Below are 18,281 nucleotides of genomic sequence, written 5' to 3' on the forward strand. Positions count from 1 at the left end.
AGATACGCTTATTTTTGAATCGCGTTATCACAGCCATCACGCGATTTATTCTCTTCATTCATTAACAATATCGTCAGATATATTTTGGTTGGTAGCGAAAATATAATTCCACCAGCCACACAAGCAGCACTGATAATAATACCTGTTACCCCTAACTCTTTGATTGAATCACTATAATTGTGCAGATAAAAGCCCAGTGCAAATAGTAACAACCCTAATATAATGGAGCATTTGAGTAATCTGATTTGTGTTGCTGGACGCATAACCACTCCATATAAAAAATTAACGTATTTAATACCAAATCCACTAAATAACTGATCAATCTGACTGGTTAAAAGAAGCTATTTCAGCGTTAAAAATTTCGTAAAGGGAACAACCATTTGCATCAATTTTCGCCTTGAACTAACTCCTTTTTCCTGCGTAAAATTTGATCACTATATTAGCGGAATTGGTATAAGTATAGAATGACTTTCACAGCTTAATGTAAATAAGAAAACGCTCAGGCACTGTTGTTCTTTGCACTTTAAGTTGTCTTCAAAATAGTGCAAAATAAAATAAAGATCTCTTCCATTTTATTGGTCAACACCGCTTATCTCAAAGTTAACACTTTCGTAAAAGACACCTTATCTTCAGAAGCTAGAGTTAGGCAGTGCAAGAAAAGTTATCTCTTCTTGCGTTGATTGACGACCTAATATTTTATTTCGATGCGGATAACGACCAAACCTATCGATAATCGCTTTATGTTTATGCTCAAAGTCTAGGTTATTTTCATTACCAACATCCTCAAACAACTTAACCGCTTCACGATGAATAAGCTCAGATTCACTGTGCATAAACGGCATATAGATAAAAATACGTTGTTTAGCAGGCAATGCTTTATCAAAACCTTTTGCAATCGCAAACTGAGCCAAGGCTAACGCCATCGGGTCGCAGGAAAATGAATCGGCCTGATCACGATAAATATTACGCGAGAACTGATCTAATATAATGATCTCTGCCAAACTACCTAACGCCGTTGTACGCCAATCAGAAAGCTCCCCCGCCTTAGCTTTCTGATGTAGTTTTCCAAAACGTGTTTTGATCATAGCGTCAAGTAGCTCATCCTTTTGCCACCATTGCATAGGTTTAAGTTCAATAAACCAAAAGTCGATAATTTCTTCGTACATATTTATTTCCCTAGGCGTAGCTATCTACATTAACTATTTTTGTTCCAATTATATTCCATCTGCTTAGCTGTTTGTTCAGCGAGAGCCATCGAGCTCAAATCAGATAACAAATGTAAACTCATGTCGATACCTGCCGATATTCCGCCCGAAGTAATATATTTCCCATCACACACCCAGCGTTTATTTTCACGTACTTTTAGCTGAGGATAACCTGATCTTAAATCAGCGATATCTTCCCAATGTGTAGTAACAGAAACACCATCAAGCAACCCTGCTTCGGCCAATAAAAATGCACCGGTACATACCGAGACGGTTTTTGTCGTTGTTGCACTGCAATTAGCAATCCATTTAATGACATTGGCCTTTTTAACTTCTTCCGTATGCACACCACCAACAACAATTAATAGATCTAACAAAGGATGATTATCAAAACAATAATCGGGTGTCACCCAAAAGCCACCACGTGCTTTAACGGGCTGATCAGACTCAGCAATTAAAGCAATGCTCCAATCATTACTAGCTAACCGCTTGGCAGTACTTAGCACTTCAAAAGGACCTGAAAAATCAAGCACCTCGGCATTTTCATAAATATAGATACCAATATTCATTGTAGCTCCCCCGTTATTTATCTTTTTTCTGATGGCGTTAGCCTAAAAAAGCAAAACCTAACCCAACCGCGGCCATCGCTAAACCTAACTGCACACCAACACTAATAGTCGCCAGTACAAACCCAGTTACCGTATTGGTTTTAAATAAAACAGAAAAGAAAAACCCTGTTATTAGCAAAGCGACAACACTTGGGAAAAAACCTTCTCCAATAAATGCAGTTGCTAAGACATTGGCAACGATTGATAACAACACTCCAATAAAACAAACGCCTAATGTTGCTCCCTCTATCTTTAATATATTTGCCCCAACTTTAACTGGCACGACGGTGAACAGAAACAGCAAGCTAATAGCGATTAACACTTCCATATAATTACCCTATAAAGTTATATTTATTTACAGCGCTAAGGAGAGCTTTAAATAAGGCACTTCTGACTTATAAAAACGCTCACTACATTGTTGCATACCAAAGCGCGCATAGAACCCTAAAGCAGACTCTCTCGCATCACACCAGAAAGTGCTTGTATCGGTAGTTTTTAAAAAATCGATAATAAATGCCAATATTTTCGATCCGATCCCTTGATGCTGAAAATGGGGATCAGTTGCAAATTTTCTTAATCGCGCACACTTATCATGCAAATAAACCGAGGCAACACAGATCAATTTATCATCGATAAAAGCACCAAAATGAAGGCCTAATTCATCATCGTCTATTTTACAAAACTCAAGAGGTTTATTCGGCCATAACACTTGATGGCGAAGTGGCATCGTCTCTTGCCAAGTAATTGTTTTAATATCCATAATCCAATAATACCTCCTCCTTGAAGGCTAATAATTACAGTAGAAATACTTAATCGCATTATGTCCACTTTTATTACTGTAAAAGCCTTTTAAATAACAAATCATAAATAATGGGTGAAAAAACAGCTAAAGCAAAAACAATAATCACACCATAACTCAATAGCCCATTAGCCAACGAACTCTCTTTAGATAATGTTTTTTCTTTCGCTAGCGTGAAGTCAAAGTCAGAAAGTATCAGTGGTGTCCCTTGATGCACTAAACAATCGCGGGCCCCAGCACCAAGCGCCAACTCTTCAAACGCCCTTTGTTCAACCTGAGTGATTCCCCCCTCTAATTTTTCCATTGGGTGGATAATGATTAATGGTGATGCCGTTGCAAATCTCCCTTTAGTAGATTTATCAATGGCATATTTTAAGAGTTGTTCTGCCACAGGAAAGTCAGCGATCAATATTCGAGGGTGCTCAAAAGGCCTCAACAATTTAATGTTCTGGGCTGAGGTAAGGCGATTAACCTGCCCCCCGATACAAGCAATTACCTCATGCCCTTTTACATTAGTCCTGTATGCGATTAAAGCAGGCTCATCAAATATTGTACCGCGCGATTGATGCGTTATTATTATGCGTTTCTGCCATATTTGAACATACAGAACATTTTCCTTGAATAGCTTATTGAACACCCTTCTCACCTTTTATTACGCGATTTTTTTACTACTATTATCCAATGAATCACAGTTTACTAATGAGCTAATAACATTCATCGCCCACTCATTTTTATCCTGTGAATTAGGCAAGTCTTTAATATCACCATCCCAGACAGGACACATTGCGAAACATCGTTCAGCTAAGGTGATATTGATATAATTAACCAGGCTACTCTTATTTACCGCTTCAAAACTAAATTCATTCACATTACAACGCACCTCCCCCTGCAGGGTGCCTAATACCAACTCATCTTTTTCTCTGTATAAACCGCCGAGATTTTCTGATACAAACTTAAATTTCTCAGCCGTTTCAGGGCTTTCAACTTCAGCATACAAGACCATCGAGTTAATTACTTTAGATCCAGAAAATTGTGTCCATTTATAAGCACAAGCCACATTCAGATCACCAAATTGCCAAAAAAGAAATACACCAACAGTTGCGATGCCTAAGCCAATTTTCCAATCCCAAAAAGCAACAATCAACGCCAAAGGTAACATCAGCATGCCACTCATCTGACCTAGTGCAACGAGCATCATTAGTATGCGTCGATCTTTTTTATAATATTCTGAAATTTTACTACTATTCATTCAATCTCCTTATTCCAATATAGTTTTTGATGTGATTTAAATTTGGATTTGGAAGATGACTTTATGCAGCGTAAATACTGTCATTATCCAACCCAGGATTCCCCTTAAAAAATCAAATACTTAATCATTTTTAGACAAAGCGATTAACTCTCATATTTGGTGCTTTAAAAACAAAAAGTATCCCATTCGCAATCAATACATTACTCGAAACTATCTAAATCAATTTTATGCTCCCGAAGCACCTCACTGGCTTGCAGTTTTTTCTGTCCTGCAGCAACCGCCATCACTTTGGCAATCACTTCTGATATCTCACCTTTACTAATCCCCACTTTCTTCGCTTGACGTAAATAATAATGAGTACAAGGTTTGCAGTTCATCGCAATGGCAGCAGCTAACCCCACCAGCACCTCTGTTTTAGCATTCAGAAACTCATTCTCATGCGTTGAGGTATAGAACGCGTCATATTTCTCTTGTTGCTTTGAAGTAAGCATTACTCTTTCCTTGTTATTAATCGCTAATGTCTGCATTGATAAAGGCCCATGCGCATTAAGTCTTAAATAACAGAGCAATAAAAGCACGGCAACCATTTAATCAAAAATAAAGCCACAATACATCAAACCACTTACAATCGAAAGATTAGCTTAATTAACGAGAGGTAATTAAATGGATAATTTAAGGGGCTAGAGTCTGTTGATATTTCGAGTTTATTTTTACAACAATTTTGGGGCTATTTGCAGCGATTGACGGCATCAATAGCAAGCAATACAAAATAAAGAGCCATTTTGCTGTTTAAATAAGGCAGAGCCTATGCAGTGCGGCTACTCCACATAAATAGGCGAAAACCGAGTAAAAATAGTCAACGAATGTTGCCCTGCGGGTTCAATACAACACTCTTTTTCCTTGCTCTATTTGACTATATCAAACAGTACGCAATACAAAACGAAAAGACGTTTTGCTATCCATTAGACGAAACTCGCTTAGAATGAGTAAGCTACATTCCGTCTACCTTGCTCAAAATACGTTGTGTTGAACAAAGTTTAAACGGCAAAGTTCCCCCCCTAGGGAGGTTACAATAAACAACATCGGAAAACGGTGAATTTCATACAGCTAATTATTTGTTTAAAAAATAACAGCCAAGCTCTAACAAAATTTAAAAGAGAGGTAAGTCTTAACATTTATCGCAAACAAGCAATATAAATAGTCTATTTTTTAGGCTATACATTTAATTTGATAGGTCACATAATGAAGCTAATTTGGACTTTAACTCTTTTTATTTTTTCGTCGGTTATTTTCGCAAAAGATATTGTATTAAGTACCCATAATCTTTATCCCTATGGAAGTTATCCAGATGATCAGCCTATTAAAAAATCTGCATCTAAGAACTTTACAGGTATTGCAGTCGATCGCGTACGCTGTGCGTTTTCACACATGAATGAATCCCTACACATTTTAGTCGTTCCATGGACTCGGGCACAATATTTAGCAGAAGGTGATGCTGTAGACGGTTTTTTTGCCGGTTCTCAAAATAGTTATCGTGATGCTTACGCTAAAAAAAGCGATATTATTGCAGAGCAAAAGTGGAAATGGTATTGGCTTAAAAACAATCCGCAAAACCCTCAGGATATGTCTCAACTGGCACGAATAGGTAGCTTTAGAGGCTCTAATATGTCGAAATGGTTAGAAGCCAACAAGTACCCTATTTATAGTCGCCCGAAAACCACTGAACAACTTCTTTTACAGTTAAAAAGTCAACGTATCGATCTCTTTATTGCCAATAACCTCGTCGCCGAGAAATTACTAAAAAAATATAATATGTCCGAGCAAGTAGACTCTGCGATTATTAAGGATAAACCCTTACATTTATATATTACAAACCGCTCATTAATTGATAACCCGACCTTACTTAAACGCTTTAATAAGGGTTTAGCATTGTGTTATCAAGAGCAAGGGTAGTTACTTATAGTGCTGGCGTGCAAGAAAATGCACGGGTTAAATGGGCTGATGGCACTAATACCCTTAGATTCATCGAAGAAAGACAAAGCCCAATGTAAAAAACAGGACATGAACCATAAGTGCATATAAAGGTATCGTTGAGTACCAAACGAAAAGAATAATGAGGGATTTTTAGGCGTAGATAAGGCTTGAGGTAATACGCTAACTGCTTGATTAATTTATATAACTCCTAATACAACAAAGCCCCGAATCTATTATTACAAGACATCGATGCTTTATCATTTGTATGGTACCGCTGGACGGACTTGAACCGTCACTTCTTTCGAAATCGGATTTTGATTCCTGATATGTACTAGCTCAGACTTGATCTATCACTCCCCAAATTGTATGTTCACACATCGCTTTGGGGCACAAACCTAGCTAGGAATTATTGTTGTTTTCTCTGAATCAGTAGTAAAATTACTTTGTCATAACACAATTACAAATCATGTTTTAAATATCCCCCCCCTCTTAACTATCACTTAATTGGGGGGGGGGGATAATTTTTAACGAAGGTAATAAATAGGAACTCTTTCGTTTTTAGATTAATTTATTTCAAATAACTTATAAATTCTCTTCTGCAAATGAAGCTAAGCGACTTCTTACAACACCATTAAGGTAAACATTTGCACTGCCTTCAAAAGCCTTAAAACGCTCGACAATATAAGTTAAACCTGAGGTGACAGGAGTTAAGTAATTACTGTCTATTTGCGCTAAATTGCCAGAACATACAATTTTAGTTCCCTCCCCACATCGAGTAATGATCGTTTTTAGCTGTGATGCTGTTAAATTCTGGCACTCATCTAACAATACAAATGAGTTTTGGATGCTACGTCCACGCATAAAATTAACCGATTTAAATTGAATGTTGGCTTTTTCCATAATGTAATCCAATGATCCATTCGGACACTCATCATTTTTATGCAAGACTTCCAATGTATCGGTAATCGCCGCCAACCAAGGCATCATCTTATCTTCTTCAGTGCCTGGTAAAAAACCAATTGATTCAGCGATTTCAGGCGTATTTCTAGTAACAATCACTTTGTCATAAATACCCTGTTCAATCACTAACTCAAGCGCAGTCGCCATGGCCAATAACGTTTTCCCACATCCAGCAGGCCCGGTCAGAATAACTAATTCAATGTCGGGATCAAGCAGTGCATCAATTGCCATCGCTTGGTAAATGTTCTTAGGTTGTACTCCCCAAGCACTGCAAGACATTAATTTATCTCGCCCTAAATCCTGTAACCGAAGTACTCCGGCTTGTTCTGAGATGACTTTAGCCGCAAACTGCTTAGTCTCATCCAAGATATATTCATTACAATAAGTCCCTTCAATTAAGTTTGCATCCAAGTGATGAAAGGTATCTCGACCTTGAGTATCACTTTCACAATCTTCTACTTGGTCCCAAAAACTCCCATTTAAACAGCGAAAACCTTTCGACAATAGTTGAATGTCGTCGATAAGCTGGTCTTTGCGGTAATCTTCGACATAATGCAGACCAGCCCCTTTAGCTTTCAAACGCATATTGATGTCTTTTGTCACCAGTATTACTTGTGTGCGCTCTTTAACTTGTTGTAAATATAAAGCCGAATTAATAATGCGATTATCCGGCTCGTCTTCGGTAAAAAACTCTTGGCTTATCGGCTGATGATGATCAGTAAAAATAGCAATTCGGCCAGACTTCTCAGTATTATCTGTATATAAAGGAACTCCTTGCGAAATAGCCTCTGGAGAAGCATCTTTGAAAATATCTTCTAGAGAACGAATCACAATTCGAGCATCTCGACTGACTTCTTTTTGCCTGTCTTTGATACGGTCTAACTCTTCTAAAACTGTCATTGGAATAACCACGTTATGCTCTTTAAAGGCGTAAATGGCGAGAGGATCATGTAGCAATATATTTGTATCTAGAATAAAAAACTTACGATCTTCATTTCCCATCAGGAGACTCCTTATCCGCTATTTGTACAAGTGATCCAACTTATTCAGTTGAATTGATTAACTTCTACAGTAGCGATCCAGCAATGACAGTTTTATGACAAAAGTAAAAACAATACGCTTAATCAACAAAATAGAGAGAGGCCCCATAGTTACTTTAAATAAACTACCGTCAAATGTTTATTCCATCGGAAAAATTTAGGACCAATAATTTAGGTGAACTTTTAATTATTGGGTTGATAATTAATAATTGTTTGGTGCTTTCTTCTGTATAAAAAGAAATAAGGTTATCTGTTAATTTTTGATATGGTTTTACAATACTCCCCTCTTTACCACTTTTGGTTTTGATGGTTTGCATATTATATAAATCTACATCGCGCATTAACGATTCCATTGAATACCCTATCTGTTAAGTTTGCTTTATTCTCAGTGCAAAGGTGACTATACCTTTGTGTCATTGTTATCGACTTATGCCCTAATACTTCTGCTATTTCAAGCAAGCTAGCGCAGGTATGGCGTAAGTCATGAAACCTGAAATCACGAATGATTGCTTCATTTAAAGCCCCACTGCCAGTGAATATCAAAATTCTTAAAATATCTTTTCTGGTCATTGGGATGTGGAAAAACGAAGCCACCAATTTTCGTATATTTAATTAATTCAGTAACAACATCACTGGTAAGAGTTAATATACGTTGCTCACCATTCTTGGTTTTAGGGAGATATGCAGTTTTTGTTTTAAAATTAATATCCCCCCATGTAAGTGAAGTTATTTCAGTACGCCTTGCACCTGTAGTCACAACCATCAAAACTAATAAATACAATTGTTCCCAATTGGATTTCTTTACTGCTTGAAATAAACGATGTAACTCCTCACTGCTCAAAAAACGAGTGTGAGCATTATTTTCTGTATATTGCTTGATGCCTTTGACAGGATTGTAATCAACGTCGAATTCATGAAGTAAGAAGCTATATAGGGAGCCAATTGATGATTTATAGCGGTTTAAGGTCGCAGGGGCTTTATCCAACGATAACAACTTCAGTTCAGCTTTAATTTGCTGACGAGTTACTTTGCCGACGGGTTTATCTGCAAAGACAGACACCCAATGTAACAATCGCTGTTGCTTACTTGGATCTTTACCAACACCTTGATCTAAAAACTGCTTTGCAGCATCAGAAAAAGCTAAGGAAGTTAACGTATGATTAGTTAAAGAATGCGCAAAATCATTATCCACCAGCAGTAAAGCTCGGAATTTTTCAGCTTCTTTTTTTATTTTGAAAGATTTAGATATTCGATTGCCATCGCGCATGAATTCAACACGATAAGTAGTAGTTTTTTGCCCTTTCGTACTTGTAGAGTTTCCATTTTATTTCCTTTACGCCAAATTACGCCAAATTACGCCAAAAACGTAACCGAGTATCAGGAAAACAAAACCAGACTGACTTTTTCTTTCTCTTAACTAGTTGACTAAACTATATAAAATATTTGGTACCGCTGGACAAACTTGAACCATCACTTCTTTCGGATATTTTGAGGTATAGAGATTTTGAGCGGTGTTAGAAAGACAAAAGGCCTAAGTCATTCCTGACTTAGCCCTATCAAATTTGGTACCGCTGGACGGACTTGAACCGTCACTTCTTTCGCATATTTTGAGGTATAGAGATTTTGAGTGGTGTTAGAAAGCAAAAAGGCCTAAGTCATTTCTGACTTAGGCCTTTTAAATTTGGTACCGCTGGACAGACTTGAACCGTCACTTCTTTCGCATATTTTGAGGTATAGAGATTTTGAGCGGTGTTAGAAAGACAAAAGGGCTAAGTCATTCCTGACTTAGCCCTATCAAATTTGGTACCGCTGGACGGACTTGAACCGTCACTTCTTTCGCATATTTTGAGGTATAGCGATTTTGAGCGGTGTTAGAAAGACAAAAGGGCTAAGTCATTCCTGACTTAGCCCTATCAAATTTGGTACCGCTGGACGGACTTGAACCGTCACTTCTTTCGCATATTTTGAGGTATAGAGATTTTGAGTGGTGTTAGAAAGCAAAAAGGCCTAAGTCATTTCTGACTTAGGCCTTTTAAATTTGGTACCGCTGGACGGACTTGAACCGTCACTTCTTTCGAAATCGGATTTTGAATCCGACGTGTCTACCAATTCCACCACAGCGGCATTAGATAGGCTAAAGTAACTAGCTTCTCATTAAGTGGCGTTGATTATACTCATCAAAGAATTACAAACAAGTATTTTTAAGCTCACCATCACTAAATGCTCAAAAAGTCAGCGCTAGGCCTAGTTATAATTTTGCTACAAAATGCTACACTGCGATCTTCTATTTTCAAAGGAACCATCATGGCTAAGCGTAATCAGAAAAAAGTATCAAAACTTACTATTCAAGAGCAATATCAAAGTTGTCCTCGTGCGAACCTATTTAAACGATTAGGTGCCTATATCTATGATTTATTTGCATTAGCAGCGGTACTGATGTTCTCTGTTATTTTTGCACTATTAGTGGTAATTATATTTAATAATATGGGCTTAATTAATCTTGATGCCTATAAAGATATTGCAGACTATTTATCACAGAGTTCCGCATTTGCAGTGTATTTAGCAATGGTGATTATTGGTTTTTATGCATATTTTTGGACCAAAGGTGGACAAACTATTGGTATGAAAGCATGGCGTTTACGAGTTCAAAATAGTGATGGTAGTAACATCAGTTTTACGCAAGCGTTAATTCGACTAGCGACTTCCGCTTTTGGATTAGGGAATATTATGGCTCTTTTAAAAAACCGCAATGCATTTCAAGATTTATGGGCCGAGTGCGAAGTGATTGTGCTAACCAAAGAGCTAAGCTCATGGAAAGGGTTTAAAGGTATGGGATTTATGGACGAAGATAAGAAATAATTAAGGGTTATGAAGGCAGGAAAGCTTGAAAGTAAGAATGAATGCCTGAGGCTGAAGGCTGAAGGCTGAATCTCATTCAAGCGTTCCAGCCTTATGGCTTCAAGCTTTTTTATTAGCTTTGTTTTTTCAGCAGATACATAGCAACCAACAGCACCAGTAGACTCGGTAACAGAGCACCTAATGCAGGTGGCAACCCAAAGACTAGGCTCGCTGGGCCAAACAGTTCACCTGAAACGTGGAAAGTAAAGCCACTGGCTATACCAAATATTAAACGCGTCCCCATGGTCACCGTACGTAACCCGCCAAAAATAAATGACACCGATAGCAGCATCATCACTACGATCGTGAAAGGTAGTACCGCTTTACGCCAAAAAGTAAGCCAGTAACGGTTGGCATCTTGCTCATTAGTCTCAAGGTAGGTGATATAATTATATACATCACGCATCGACATTTTATCTGGGTCGCTAAGCACCACTTCAAGTTTTTTAGGCGTTAACTCCGTTTTCCAGATGTATTCATTTTGTACAGAAACAGACGTTTTTTCTTCACTAAACTCGGTACTACTAATATTGGTTAGTAACCATGAGTTTTCTTGATAAACCGCTTTTCTTGCTAATAGCGCTCGCTCAAGTTGCATCTGCTTATCAAAGAAGTACAACTGCACATCAAACAGCTGCGCCTGACTATTCATCCGTCCGATACTGACAAAAGCATCACCATCTTTAACCCAAACACCGTATTTATTGCTGACTTTTTGCTGACCACTTCTTGCTTGGTCACGCATCGAGTAGGCTTCTTTATCAGTCACTGGGGCTACAAACTCTCCTAAGACCATTACTGCTAGCACCATCGGAATTGCGGTTTTTAATACCGCACCAGCAATACGCAATTTAGATAAACCAGCGGCCTGCATTACCACTAACTCACTACTGCTCGCTAAACTTCCTAAACCAATAAGTGCACCAATAAGCGCTGCCATCGGAAAAAAGACAGCAATTTCAACGGGCATTTTAAGTAACACAAAATATCCTGCGCTCCATACATCATAGGTTCCCTGTCCGACATTCTTCATCTGCTCTACAAATTTAATAATGCTACTTAAGCCGATCAACACAAACAGGCTTAAAAATGTAGATGCAAAAATTGTTTTACCAATATAACGATCGATAATTCCCATCATATTATGCGCTAACCTTTAACTTATTCTTGATTTTTTTTGCCCCAGAAAATTTACCCAGCGCCTGCATATGAAGCACTATACCCGCGCCTAAGAAGATAAATAACACCCCCCAAATCGACGTTGCAGGCAATGAGCCATCTTCTATTAAACTTCGCGAGGTACTCAACAATAAAAAGAAGGTTAAATATAACGCCAGTGCCGGTAACAACTTAGCATAACGACCTTGTCGTGGGTTTACTTTTGCCATTGGGACCGCCATAAAGGTAATCATTAATATTGATATCGGAATTGCAAAGCGCCAATGAAGCTCAGCTTGATAATTCGGGTTATCCACTGCAAAAAGTTGTTCTGTCGATAATGCTTCAACGCCACGCTTTTTTTCTGTTACTTCACGATTAGCAATATGCACCTCAAAACGATCAAATTCACTATTGTCGAAGTTTGGTTGGCCGATAATACCAGCATAGCGTTGTCCATCCATTAGAGTTAACCAAGTACCGTCCTGTTTATTTTCTACGACCCCTTGTAAAGAGGTCAATACAGAAGGGGCTCTTCCCTCCTCTTTAGGCCAATGTGCGGCAAACACCCGCTCTAATTTTTGCCCTTGCATAAATTTTTCAACGTATACCACGCCCCCTTTGTCTGATGTTGTATGAAAGCGCCCTTCAATTAAAGTTGCGGCGCCAGCATCAGATTCCGCCTCTTCAATAACGCTAACCATTTTATCTTCCGCCATCGGCGCAAGATATAAACTATTAAAAGCAGCAAAAGCAAAAGTAAAAAGAGATAACAACAGTGTCGCTTTTAAAACATTATTCGGACTGTAGCCACACGAGGTCATTGCGACCATTTCACTCTCGCCATGTAATCGACCATGCGCGAAAAGGACCGCCAAGTAGAAACTGATTGGCAACATTAACGTGCCTAACGTTGGTAAATTAAGGTACAGCAGTGTTAAAACAAGATCAGGGGGAATAACACCGTTAATCGCTTTGGCGAGAATGGCAATAAATTTTTGGCTTACAAAAATAAGCAACAGAACAAATAGAATACCCACTTGGCTTTTAAATGTTTCTAGCATGAGGTAACGAAGAAGTATCACCCTGTTCTCCTGTCTGAAATTAGCGTTATTAAGGATTGTCTTCAAAACTACTTGCGATTTTGCTTTAAAATAGCCAGTCATTTAAGGCTTTTTGGAAACAATTTATCGCAAGTTATTTTGTAACGATTCCTAAAAGGGTGGATTAAGCAAGTAATTACGGTAAAATTGCTGTTTTGAGAGTTTTGAATCCACAAACATCTATAATAACTGCATTTTTGTAAAAAGAGCATTGTTAATATAAATAAAATCACTGCATTAAGGGTATATATGGAATTTCTTGTAAAAAGTGGTAGTCCTGAAAAACAGCGCAGTGCGTGTATCGTAGTTGGCGTTTTTGAGCCACGTCGCTTATCAAATTCAGCGGAAGTACTAGATGAAATCAGTGAAGGTTATTTAACCGCACTGCTCCGCCGTGGTGACATAGAAGGTAAAGTTGGTCAGGTGTTGTTTTTACATCATGTGCCTAACGTGCCAAGCGAACGCGTTTTATTAGTCGGTTGCGGTAAAGAGCGTGATTTAACAGAAACTCAATACAAGCAAATTATTGCTAAAACCATCGCGACATTAAACGATACAGGTTCACTAGAGGCGATTTGCTTCTTGTCTGAATTGCATATCAAAGGCCGCGACAGTTACTGGGCAGTTCGCCAAGCAGTTGAAGCCGCGCAGGATTCTTTATATAGCTTTAATCAATTCAAAACAACTAAAGACAATGCACGTCGTCCGCTACGTAAACTCACCTTTAATGTGCCAAGCCGTAAAGAGCTACCGCGTGCAGAGCTTGCACTGCAACATGGTATCGCTATCGCATCGGGCGCAAAAATATGTAAAGACTTAGCCAATATGCCACCGAATATCTGTACGCCACTGTATTTAGCAGAGCAAGCACAGGCGCTAGCAGAGCAGTTCGACAAAGTTGAAACTGAAATCGTTGATACTGCGCAGATGACCGAGCTTAACATGGACAGCTACCTCGCTGTTGCGCGTGGCTCTGATAACCCTGCTTATATGTCTATCATGCGTTATAACGGCGCAGAAACAGATCAAAAACCGATTGTATTAATTGGTAAAGGTCTCACCTTTGACTCAGGTGGTATCTCATTAAAACCAGGTGCAGGCATGGATGAGATGAAATACGACATGGGCGGGGCAGCATCTGTTTATGGCACCATGAAGGCACTGGCAAAATTAGATCTGCCGATTAATGTTATCGGTATTTTAGCGGGTGCAGAAAATATGCCAGCAGCCAACGCTTATCGCCCTGGTGATATTTTAACGACCATGTCAGGGCAAACAGTAGAAGTGTTAAACACCGATGCTGAAGGGCGCCTAGTGTTATGTGATGTCCTCACTTACGCAGAGCGCTTTGAACCAGAATGTGTGATTGATGTGGCGACGCTAACTGGCGCTTGCATCATGGCATTAGGTCATAATATCAGTGCGATGTTAAGCCCGCACAAAGGACTTGCACACGAACTATTAAACGCAGCATCACAATCAAATGATAAAGCGTGGCAACTGCCAATGGATGACGAGTTCCAAAAACAACTCGATAGTCCCTTTGCCGATATGGCAAATATTGGTGGGCGCCCAGCAGGCACGATCACAGCAGCTTGTTTCCTTTCTCGTTTTACCAAAAAGTATAACTGGGCACATTTAGATGTGGCAGGAACAGCATGGCGACCAGCCGGTGCTAACAAAGGTGCAACAGGGCGTCCTGTACCGCTACTAACGCAATTTTTAATTAATCGTAGCGATAACGAACATAACGAAGCATGAGCCAAGTTACCTTTTATATTCTCAATGAAACCAGCAATGAGCCAGTCCCTGCACAAATTTCGCAGGCTTGCTCTTTGGCGGCATTTTATTATCAGCAGAATAGAAAAGTGTTTATCTATACCGATAATCAACAAGATGCATTCATGGTAGATGAGTACCTATGGCAATTTGATGGCGACAGTTTCGTGCCACATAACTTACTCGGCGAAGGCCCTAAATTTGGTACTCCCGTCGAGATAAGCTGGATGCCTCCCACACATCCGCGCCCGATACTCATTAATTTAAGTTTACAGTTACCTGATTTTTCTAGTAATTTTCAACAAATTATTGATTTTGTCCCCCATGATGAACAATTAAAAACAGCAGCCCGTTTACGCTATAGCGCCTATAAAAAATTAGGCCATACGCTTTCGACAGAGACGCTTTTAAGCGACACGACTGAAAATTCAAATTCAAACAACCAAACAGAAGATAAGTAATGGAAAAGACATATAACCCAAGTGCCATCGAGCAAAAAAACTACCAAACGTGGGAAGAGAAAGGTTACTTCAAGCCTCACGGTGATACGGATAAAGAAAGCTACTGCATCATGATCCCACCGCCAAACGTCACGGGTAGCTTGCACATGGGTCATGCTTTCCAAGATACCATCATGGATACGTTAATTCGTTACCAACGTATGCAGGGCAAAAATACGCTATGGCAAATGGGTACTGACCACGCAGGTATCGCAACACAGATGGTGGTTGAACGTAAACTGTTTGCTGAAACGGGGCAAACACGTAAAGAATTAGGCCGTGAAACTTTCATTGACAAAATTTGGGATTGGAAAGCAGAATCAGGCGGTAACATCTCTAAACAGATGCGTCGTTTAGGTACATCTGTTGACTGGGAGCGTGAGCGCTTCACCATGGATGATGGGCTATCGGAAGCGGTTAAGAAAGTATTCGTTGATTTATACAACGATGATCTTATCTATCGTGGTAAACGTCTGGTTAACTGGGATCCAAAACTACACACTGCGATTTCAGATTTAGAAGTTGAAAACAAAGATGTTAAAGGTTTCATGTGGCATTTCCGCTACCCACTCGCTGATGGTGCGTTAACCGCAGATGGCAAAGATCACTTAGTGGTTGCAACAACTCGTCCTGAAACAATGTTAGGTGATACCGCGGTTGCAGTTAATCCAGAAGATCCACGTTACAAAGACCTGATCGGCAAAAAGATCCTGTTACCTTTTGTTGGCCGTGAAATTCCAATTGTGGGTGATGAACATGCCGATATGGAAAAAGGCACTGGTTGTGTAAAAATCACACCTGCCCATGACTTTAACGATTACGAAGTCGGTAAACGTAATAACCTACCAATGATCAATGTATTAACTTTTGATGCGTGTATCCGCACAGAGTCTGAAGTGTTTAATAGCAACGGTGAAAAGAGTGACGATTACGCAACTGATTTACCCGAGATGTTCCAAGGTTTAACACGTGAAGATGCGCGTAAACTGGTGGTTGCTGAGCTTGAAAAATTAGACTTATTAGATGAAATTAAACCCCACGACTTAACCGTACCTTACGGCGACCGTGGTGGCGTTGTTATCGAACCAATGCTAACTGACCAATGGTATGTACGTGTTGCACCATTAGCTAAAACAGCAACAGAAGCGGTGGCGAATGGCGATATTAAATTTGTGCCACAGCAGTACGAAAACATGTACAACTCGTGGATGAACGATGTACAGGACTGGTGTATTTCACGTCAACTTTGGTGGGGTCACCGTATTCCAGCTTGGTACGATGAATCGGGCAAAGTTTACGTTGGTCACGATGAAGCATTAGTACGTAAAGAAAATAACCTTGATGACTCGGTGGTATTAACGCAGGACGATGACGTATTAGATACTTGGTTTTCGTCAGGTTTATGGACATTCTCTACATTAGGTTGGCCACAACAGACATTAGATCTTAAAACTTTCCACTCTACAGATGTGTTGGTAACCGGTTTTGATATTATCTTCTTCTGGGTTGCACGTATGATCATGATGACCATGCACTTCATGAAAGATGAAAATGGCAAACCACAGGTTCCCTTTAAAACCGTGTATGTGACCGGCCTAATCCGCGATGAAAATGGCGATAAGATGTCCAAGTCTAAGGGTAACGTATTAGATCCGTTAGATATGATCGACGGTATCGACTTAGAAAGCCTTGTGACAAAACGTTGTGGCAATATGATGCAACCACAACTTGCTAAGAAGATTGAAAAACAAACGCGTAAAGCCTTTGAAGGTGGCATTGAAGCACATGGTACTGATGCGCTACGTTTCACACTGGCTGCGATGGCCTCAACAGGTCGTGATATCAACTGGGATATGAACCGTTTAGAGGGTTACCGTAACTTCTGTAACAAGATTTGGAACGCTAGCCGTTACGTATTAATGAGCTGTGAAGAAAACCCATCTGGTTTTGGCGCAGATGCTGGTAACGACATGCAACTTAGCCTTGCAGATCGTTGGATCCAAGGTCAATTACAAAATACCATTGCTGAGTATACGCATGCGCTAGATACTTTCCGTTTCGATTTAGCGGCTAACATTTTGTACGAGTTCACATGGAGTCAATTCTGTGGTTGGTACTTAGAGTTAACTAAGCCGGTATTATTTAAAGGCAGTGAAGCAGAACAACGTGGCACTCGTAATACACTGGTAACAGTACTTGAAACACTGTTACGTTTAGCGCATCCAATTATGCCATTCATGACCGAAGAGATCTGGCAACGTGTTAAAGTGGTAACCGGACTCGGTGGTGAAAGCATCATGCTTGAGTCATTCCCAATAGTGAATGAAGCGCTTAACGATCAACAAGCCGTACAAGATCTTGAGTGGGTTAAGCAGGTGATCGTTGCGATTCGTAACATCCGTGGTGAGATGGATATTAGCCCTAAAACTCCGCTTAACCTATTAGCTAAAAACGCATCTGCAGAGGATCAACGTCGTTTCTCTGAAAACGAAGGTTTCTTAGCCGCACTGGCTAAATTAGACTCAGTTACAATTGTTGCAACGGGTGAAGAAACACCGGTTTCTGCCACCGCATTTGTGGGTGAACTTGAGCTGTTGATTCCGATGGCAGGCTTAATTGATGTTGAAGCTGAGTTAGCACGTTTAGCAAAACAACTAGAAAAAGCGGATAAAGAGCTAGGTAAAATATCTGGTAAATTAAGTAACGAACGTTTTGTTAGTAATGCACCTGAAGCGGTCATCGCTAAAGAGCGTGCCAAGCAAGATGAGTTGCAAACAACCTGTGACAAACTAAATGAACAAATAGCGACGATTAAAGCACTTTAATCCCACTACTATTCATTAAAAAGGGATAATCGCTTTGCGGTTATCCCTTTTTTTCAGGTTGAATAATACCAAATCCACTAAATAACTGATCAATCTTACTGGTTAAAAGAAGCTATTTCAGCGTTAAAAATTTCGCAAATAGAACAACTATTTACATCAATTTTCGCCTTGAACTAACTCCTT

The 18,281-nt window shown here is 39.5% G+C and carries 18 protein-coding genes and 1 tRNA gene; 5 read left to right on the forward strand and 14 right to left on the reverse strand.

The window, feature by feature from the left end; genetic code table 11:
- Nucleotides 1–8: 8 nt before the first annotated feature.
- The 8 genes from CW745_RS06125 to CW745_RS06160 form a co-directional block, all read right to left on the reverse strand.
- Nucleotides 9–263, reverse strand: a complete 255-nt coding sequence (locus CW745_RS06125; protein WP_101107689.1) for a hypothetical protein — start codon at nt 261–263, stop codon at nt 9–11.
- A gap of 366 nt (nt 264–629) precedes the next feature.
- Nucleotides 630–1,166 (reverse strand): DUF924 family protein, encoded by a 537-nt coding sequence (locus CW745_RS06130; protein WP_101107691.1) that lies wholly within the window; start codon nt 1,164–1,166, stop codon nt 630–632.
- Between the two features lie 29 nt (nt 1,167–1,195).
- Nucleotides 1,196–1,774, reverse strand: coding sequence for a DJ-1/PfpI family protein (locus tag CW745_RS06135; RefSeq protein WP_101107693.1), 579 nt, complete (start codon nt 1,772–1,774; stop codon nt 1,196–1,198).
- A gap of 37 nt (nt 1,775–1,811) precedes the next feature.
- Nucleotides 1,812–2,141: a hypothetical protein gene (locus CW745_RS06140; RefSeq protein WP_101107695.1), complete on the reverse strand. Its 330-nt coding sequence runs from the start codon at nt 2,139–2,141 to the stop codon at nt 1,812–1,814.
- A gap of 27 nt (nt 2,142–2,168) precedes the next feature.
- Complete coding sequence (locus CW745_RS06145; protein ID WP_101107697.1) at nt 2,169–2,573, reverse strand: GNAT family N-acetyltransferase; 405 nt, start codon at nt 2,571–2,573, stop codon at nt 2,169–2,171.
- A 73-nt stretch (nt 2,574–2,646) separates the two neighbouring features.
- Nucleotides 2,647–3,249 (reverse strand): rod shape-determining protein, encoded by a 603-nt coding sequence (locus CW745_RS06150; protein WP_193755545.1) that lies wholly within the window; start codon nt 3,247–3,249, stop codon nt 2,647–2,649.
- Between the two features lie 15 nt (nt 3,250–3,264).
- Nucleotides 3,265–3,861 (reverse strand): hypothetical protein, encoded by a 597-nt coding sequence (locus CW745_RS06155; protein ID WP_101107700.1) that lies wholly within the window; start codon nt 3,859–3,861, stop codon nt 3,265–3,267.
- 200 nt (nt 3,862–4,061) lie between these two features.
- A complete protein-coding gene (locus CW745_RS06160; protein ID WP_101107702.1) occupies nt 4,062–4,352 on the reverse strand; it encodes a carboxymuconolactone decarboxylase family protein in 291 nt (96 codons plus the stop codon).
- Between the two features lie 751 nt (nt 4,353–5,103).
- Here CW745_RS06160 and CW745_RS06165 point away from each other — a divergent pair.
- The gene (locus CW745_RS06165) at nt 5,104–5,814 is read left to right on the forward strand and encodes a transporter substrate-binding domain-containing protein (RefSeq protein WP_101107704.1); all 711 of its coding nucleotides are present in this window, start codon (nt 5,104–5,106) and stop codon (nt 5,812–5,814) included.
- 603 nt (nt 5,815–6,417) lie between these two features.
- On the opposite strand, the gene CW745_RS06170 is transcribed toward CW745_RS06165, so the two are convergent.
- The 4 genes from CW745_RS06170 to CW745_RS06185 all read right to left on the reverse strand — a co-directional run bounded on the left by CW745_RS06170 (nt 6,418) and on the right by CW745_RS06185 (nt 9,959).
- The gene (locus tag CW745_RS06170; RefSeq protein WP_101107706.1) at nt 6,418–7,797 is read right to left on the reverse strand and encodes a PhoH family protein; all 1,380 of its coding nucleotides are present in this window, start codon (nt 7,795–7,797) and stop codon (nt 6,418–6,420) included.
- 169 nt (nt 7,798–7,966) lie between these two features.
- Nucleotides 7,967–8,176 (reverse strand): hypothetical protein, encoded by a 210-nt coding sequence (locus tag CW745_RS06175; protein ID WP_101107708.1) that lies wholly within the window; start codon nt 8,174–8,176, stop codon nt 7,967–7,969.
- 170 nt (nt 8,177–8,346) lie between these two features.
- The gene (locus CW745_RS06180) at nt 8,347–9,102 is read right to left on the reverse strand and encodes a site-specific integrase (protein WP_202973160.1); all 756 of its coding nucleotides are present in this window, start codon (nt 9,100–9,102) and stop codon (nt 8,347–8,349) included.
- 772 nt (nt 9,103–9,874) lie between these two features.
- A tRNA-Leu gene (locus tag CW745_RS06185) sits at nt 9,875–9,959 on the reverse strand.
- Between the two features lie 180 nt (nt 9,960–10,139).
- Between CW745_RS06185 and CW745_RS06190 the strand changes: the two genes are divergently transcribed.
- Nucleotides 10,140–10,694: an RDD family protein gene (locus tag CW745_RS06190; protein WP_101107710.1), complete on the forward strand. Its 555-nt coding sequence runs from the start codon at nt 10,140–10,142 to the stop codon at nt 10,692–10,694.
- Between the two features lie 112 nt (nt 10,695–10,806).
- Here CW745_RS06190 and lptG read toward each other — a convergent pair whose 3' ends face one another.
- Both lptG and lptF read right to left on the reverse strand, forming a co-directional pair.
- Nucleotides 10,807–11,874 carry an LPS export ABC transporter permease LptG gene (gene lptG / locus CW745_RS06195; protein ID WP_101107712.1) on the reverse strand — a complete coding sequence of 356 codons (1,068 nt, stop codon included), beginning with the start codon at nt 11,872–11,874 and terminating at the stop codon, nt 10,807–10,809.
- A 1-nt stretch (nt 11,875) separates the two neighbouring features.
- Nucleotides 11,876–12,976, reverse strand: coding sequence for an LPS export ABC transporter permease LptF (gene lptF / locus CW745_RS06200; RefSeq protein WP_101107714.1), 1,101 nt, complete (start codon nt 12,974–12,976; stop codon nt 11,876–11,878).
- Between the two features lie 267 nt (nt 12,977–13,243).
- Here lptF and pepA point away from each other — a divergent pair, with 267 nt between their 5' ends.
- The 3 genes from pepA to CW745_RS06215 are packed head-to-tail and all read left to right on the forward strand — an operon-like array spanning nt 13,244 to nt 18,098.
- Complete coding sequence (gene pepA, locus CW745_RS06205; RefSeq protein ID WP_101107715.1) at nt 13,244–14,755, forward strand: leucyl aminopeptidase; 1,512 nt, start codon at nt 13,244–13,246, stop codon at nt 14,753–14,755.
- Nucleotides 14,752–15,234 carry a DNA polymerase III subunit chi gene (locus tag CW745_RS06210; protein WP_101107717.1) on the forward strand — a complete coding sequence of 161 codons (483 nt, stop codon included), beginning with the start codon at nt 14,752–14,754 and terminating at the stop codon, nt 15,232–15,234. Before pepA ends, CW745_RS06210 begins: the two co-directional genes overlap by 4 nt.
- Nucleotides 15,234–18,098 (forward strand): valine--tRNA ligase, encoded by a 2,865-nt coding sequence (locus CW745_RS06215; RefSeq protein WP_101107719.1) that lies wholly within the window; start codon nt 15,234–15,236, stop codon nt 18,096–18,098. Before CW745_RS06210 ends, CW745_RS06215 begins: the two co-directional genes overlap by 1 nt.
- Nucleotides 18,099–18,281: the final 183 nt, after the last annotated feature.

The organism is Psychromonas sp. psych-6C06, from assembly GCF_002835465.1.
Taxonomy (GTDB): domain Bacteria; phylum Pseudomonadota; class Gammaproteobacteria; order Enterobacterales; family Psychromonadaceae; genus Psychromonas.

Coding starts and splice junctions, on each gene's coding strand:
- CW745_RS06125 (WP_101107689.1), bottom strand. CDS start 263: ATGCGTCCAGCAACACAAATCAGATTACTCAAATGCTCCATTATATTA.
- CW745_RS06130 (WP_101107691.1), bottom strand. CDS start 1,166: ATGTACGAAGAAATTATCGACTTTTGGTTTATTGAACTTAAACCTATG.
- CW745_RS06135 (WP_101107693.1), bottom strand. CDS start 1,774: ATGAATATTGGTATCTATATTTATGAAAATGCCGAGGTGCTTGATTTT.
- CW745_RS06140 (WP_101107695.1), bottom strand. CDS start 2,141: ATGGAAGTGTTAATCGCTATTAGCTTGCTGTTTCTGTTCACCGTCGTG.
- CW745_RS06145 (WP_101107697.1), bottom strand. CDS start 2,573: ATGGATATTAAAACAATTACTTGGCAAGAGACGATGCCACTTCGCCAT.
- CW745_RS06155 (WP_101107700.1), bottom strand. CDS start 3,861: ATGAATAGTAGTAAAATTTCAGAATATTATAAAAAAGATCGACGCATA.
- CW745_RS06160 (WP_101107702.1), bottom strand. CDS start 4,352: ATGCTTACTTCAAAGCAACAAGAGAAATATGACGCGTTCTATACCTCA.
- CW745_RS06165 (WP_101107704.1), top strand. CDS start 5,104: ATGAAGCTAATTTGGACTTTAACTCTTTTTATTTTTTCGTCGGTTATT.
- CW745_RS06170 (WP_101107706.1), bottom strand. CDS start 7,797: ATGGGAAATGAAGATCGTAAGTTTTTTATTCTAGATACAAATATATTG.
- CW745_RS06175 (WP_101107708.1), bottom strand. CDS start 8,176: ATGCGCGATGTAGATTTATATAATATGCAAACCATCAAAACCAAAAGT.
- CW745_RS06180 (WP_202973160.1), bottom strand. CDS start 9,102: ATGCGCGATGGCAATCGAATATCTAAATCTTTCAAAATAAAAAAAGAA.
- CW745_RS06190 (WP_101107710.1), top strand. CDS start 10,140: ATGGCTAAGCGTAATCAGAAAAAAGTATCAAAACTTACTATTCAAGAG.
- lptG (WP_101107712.1), bottom strand. CDS start 11,874: ATGATGGGAATTATCGATCGTTATATTGGTAAAACAATTTTTGCATCT.
- pepA (WP_101107715.1), top strand. CDS start 13,244: ATGGAATTTCTTGTAAAAAGTGGTAGTCCTGAAAAACAGCGCAGTGCG.
- CW745_RS06210 (WP_101107717.1), top strand. CDS start 14,752: ATGAGCCAAGTTACCTTTTATATTCTCAATGAAACCAGCAATGAGCCA.
- CW745_RS06215 (WP_101107719.1), top strand. CDS start 15,234: ATGGAAAAGACATATAACCCAAGTGCCATCGAGCAAAAAAACTACCAA.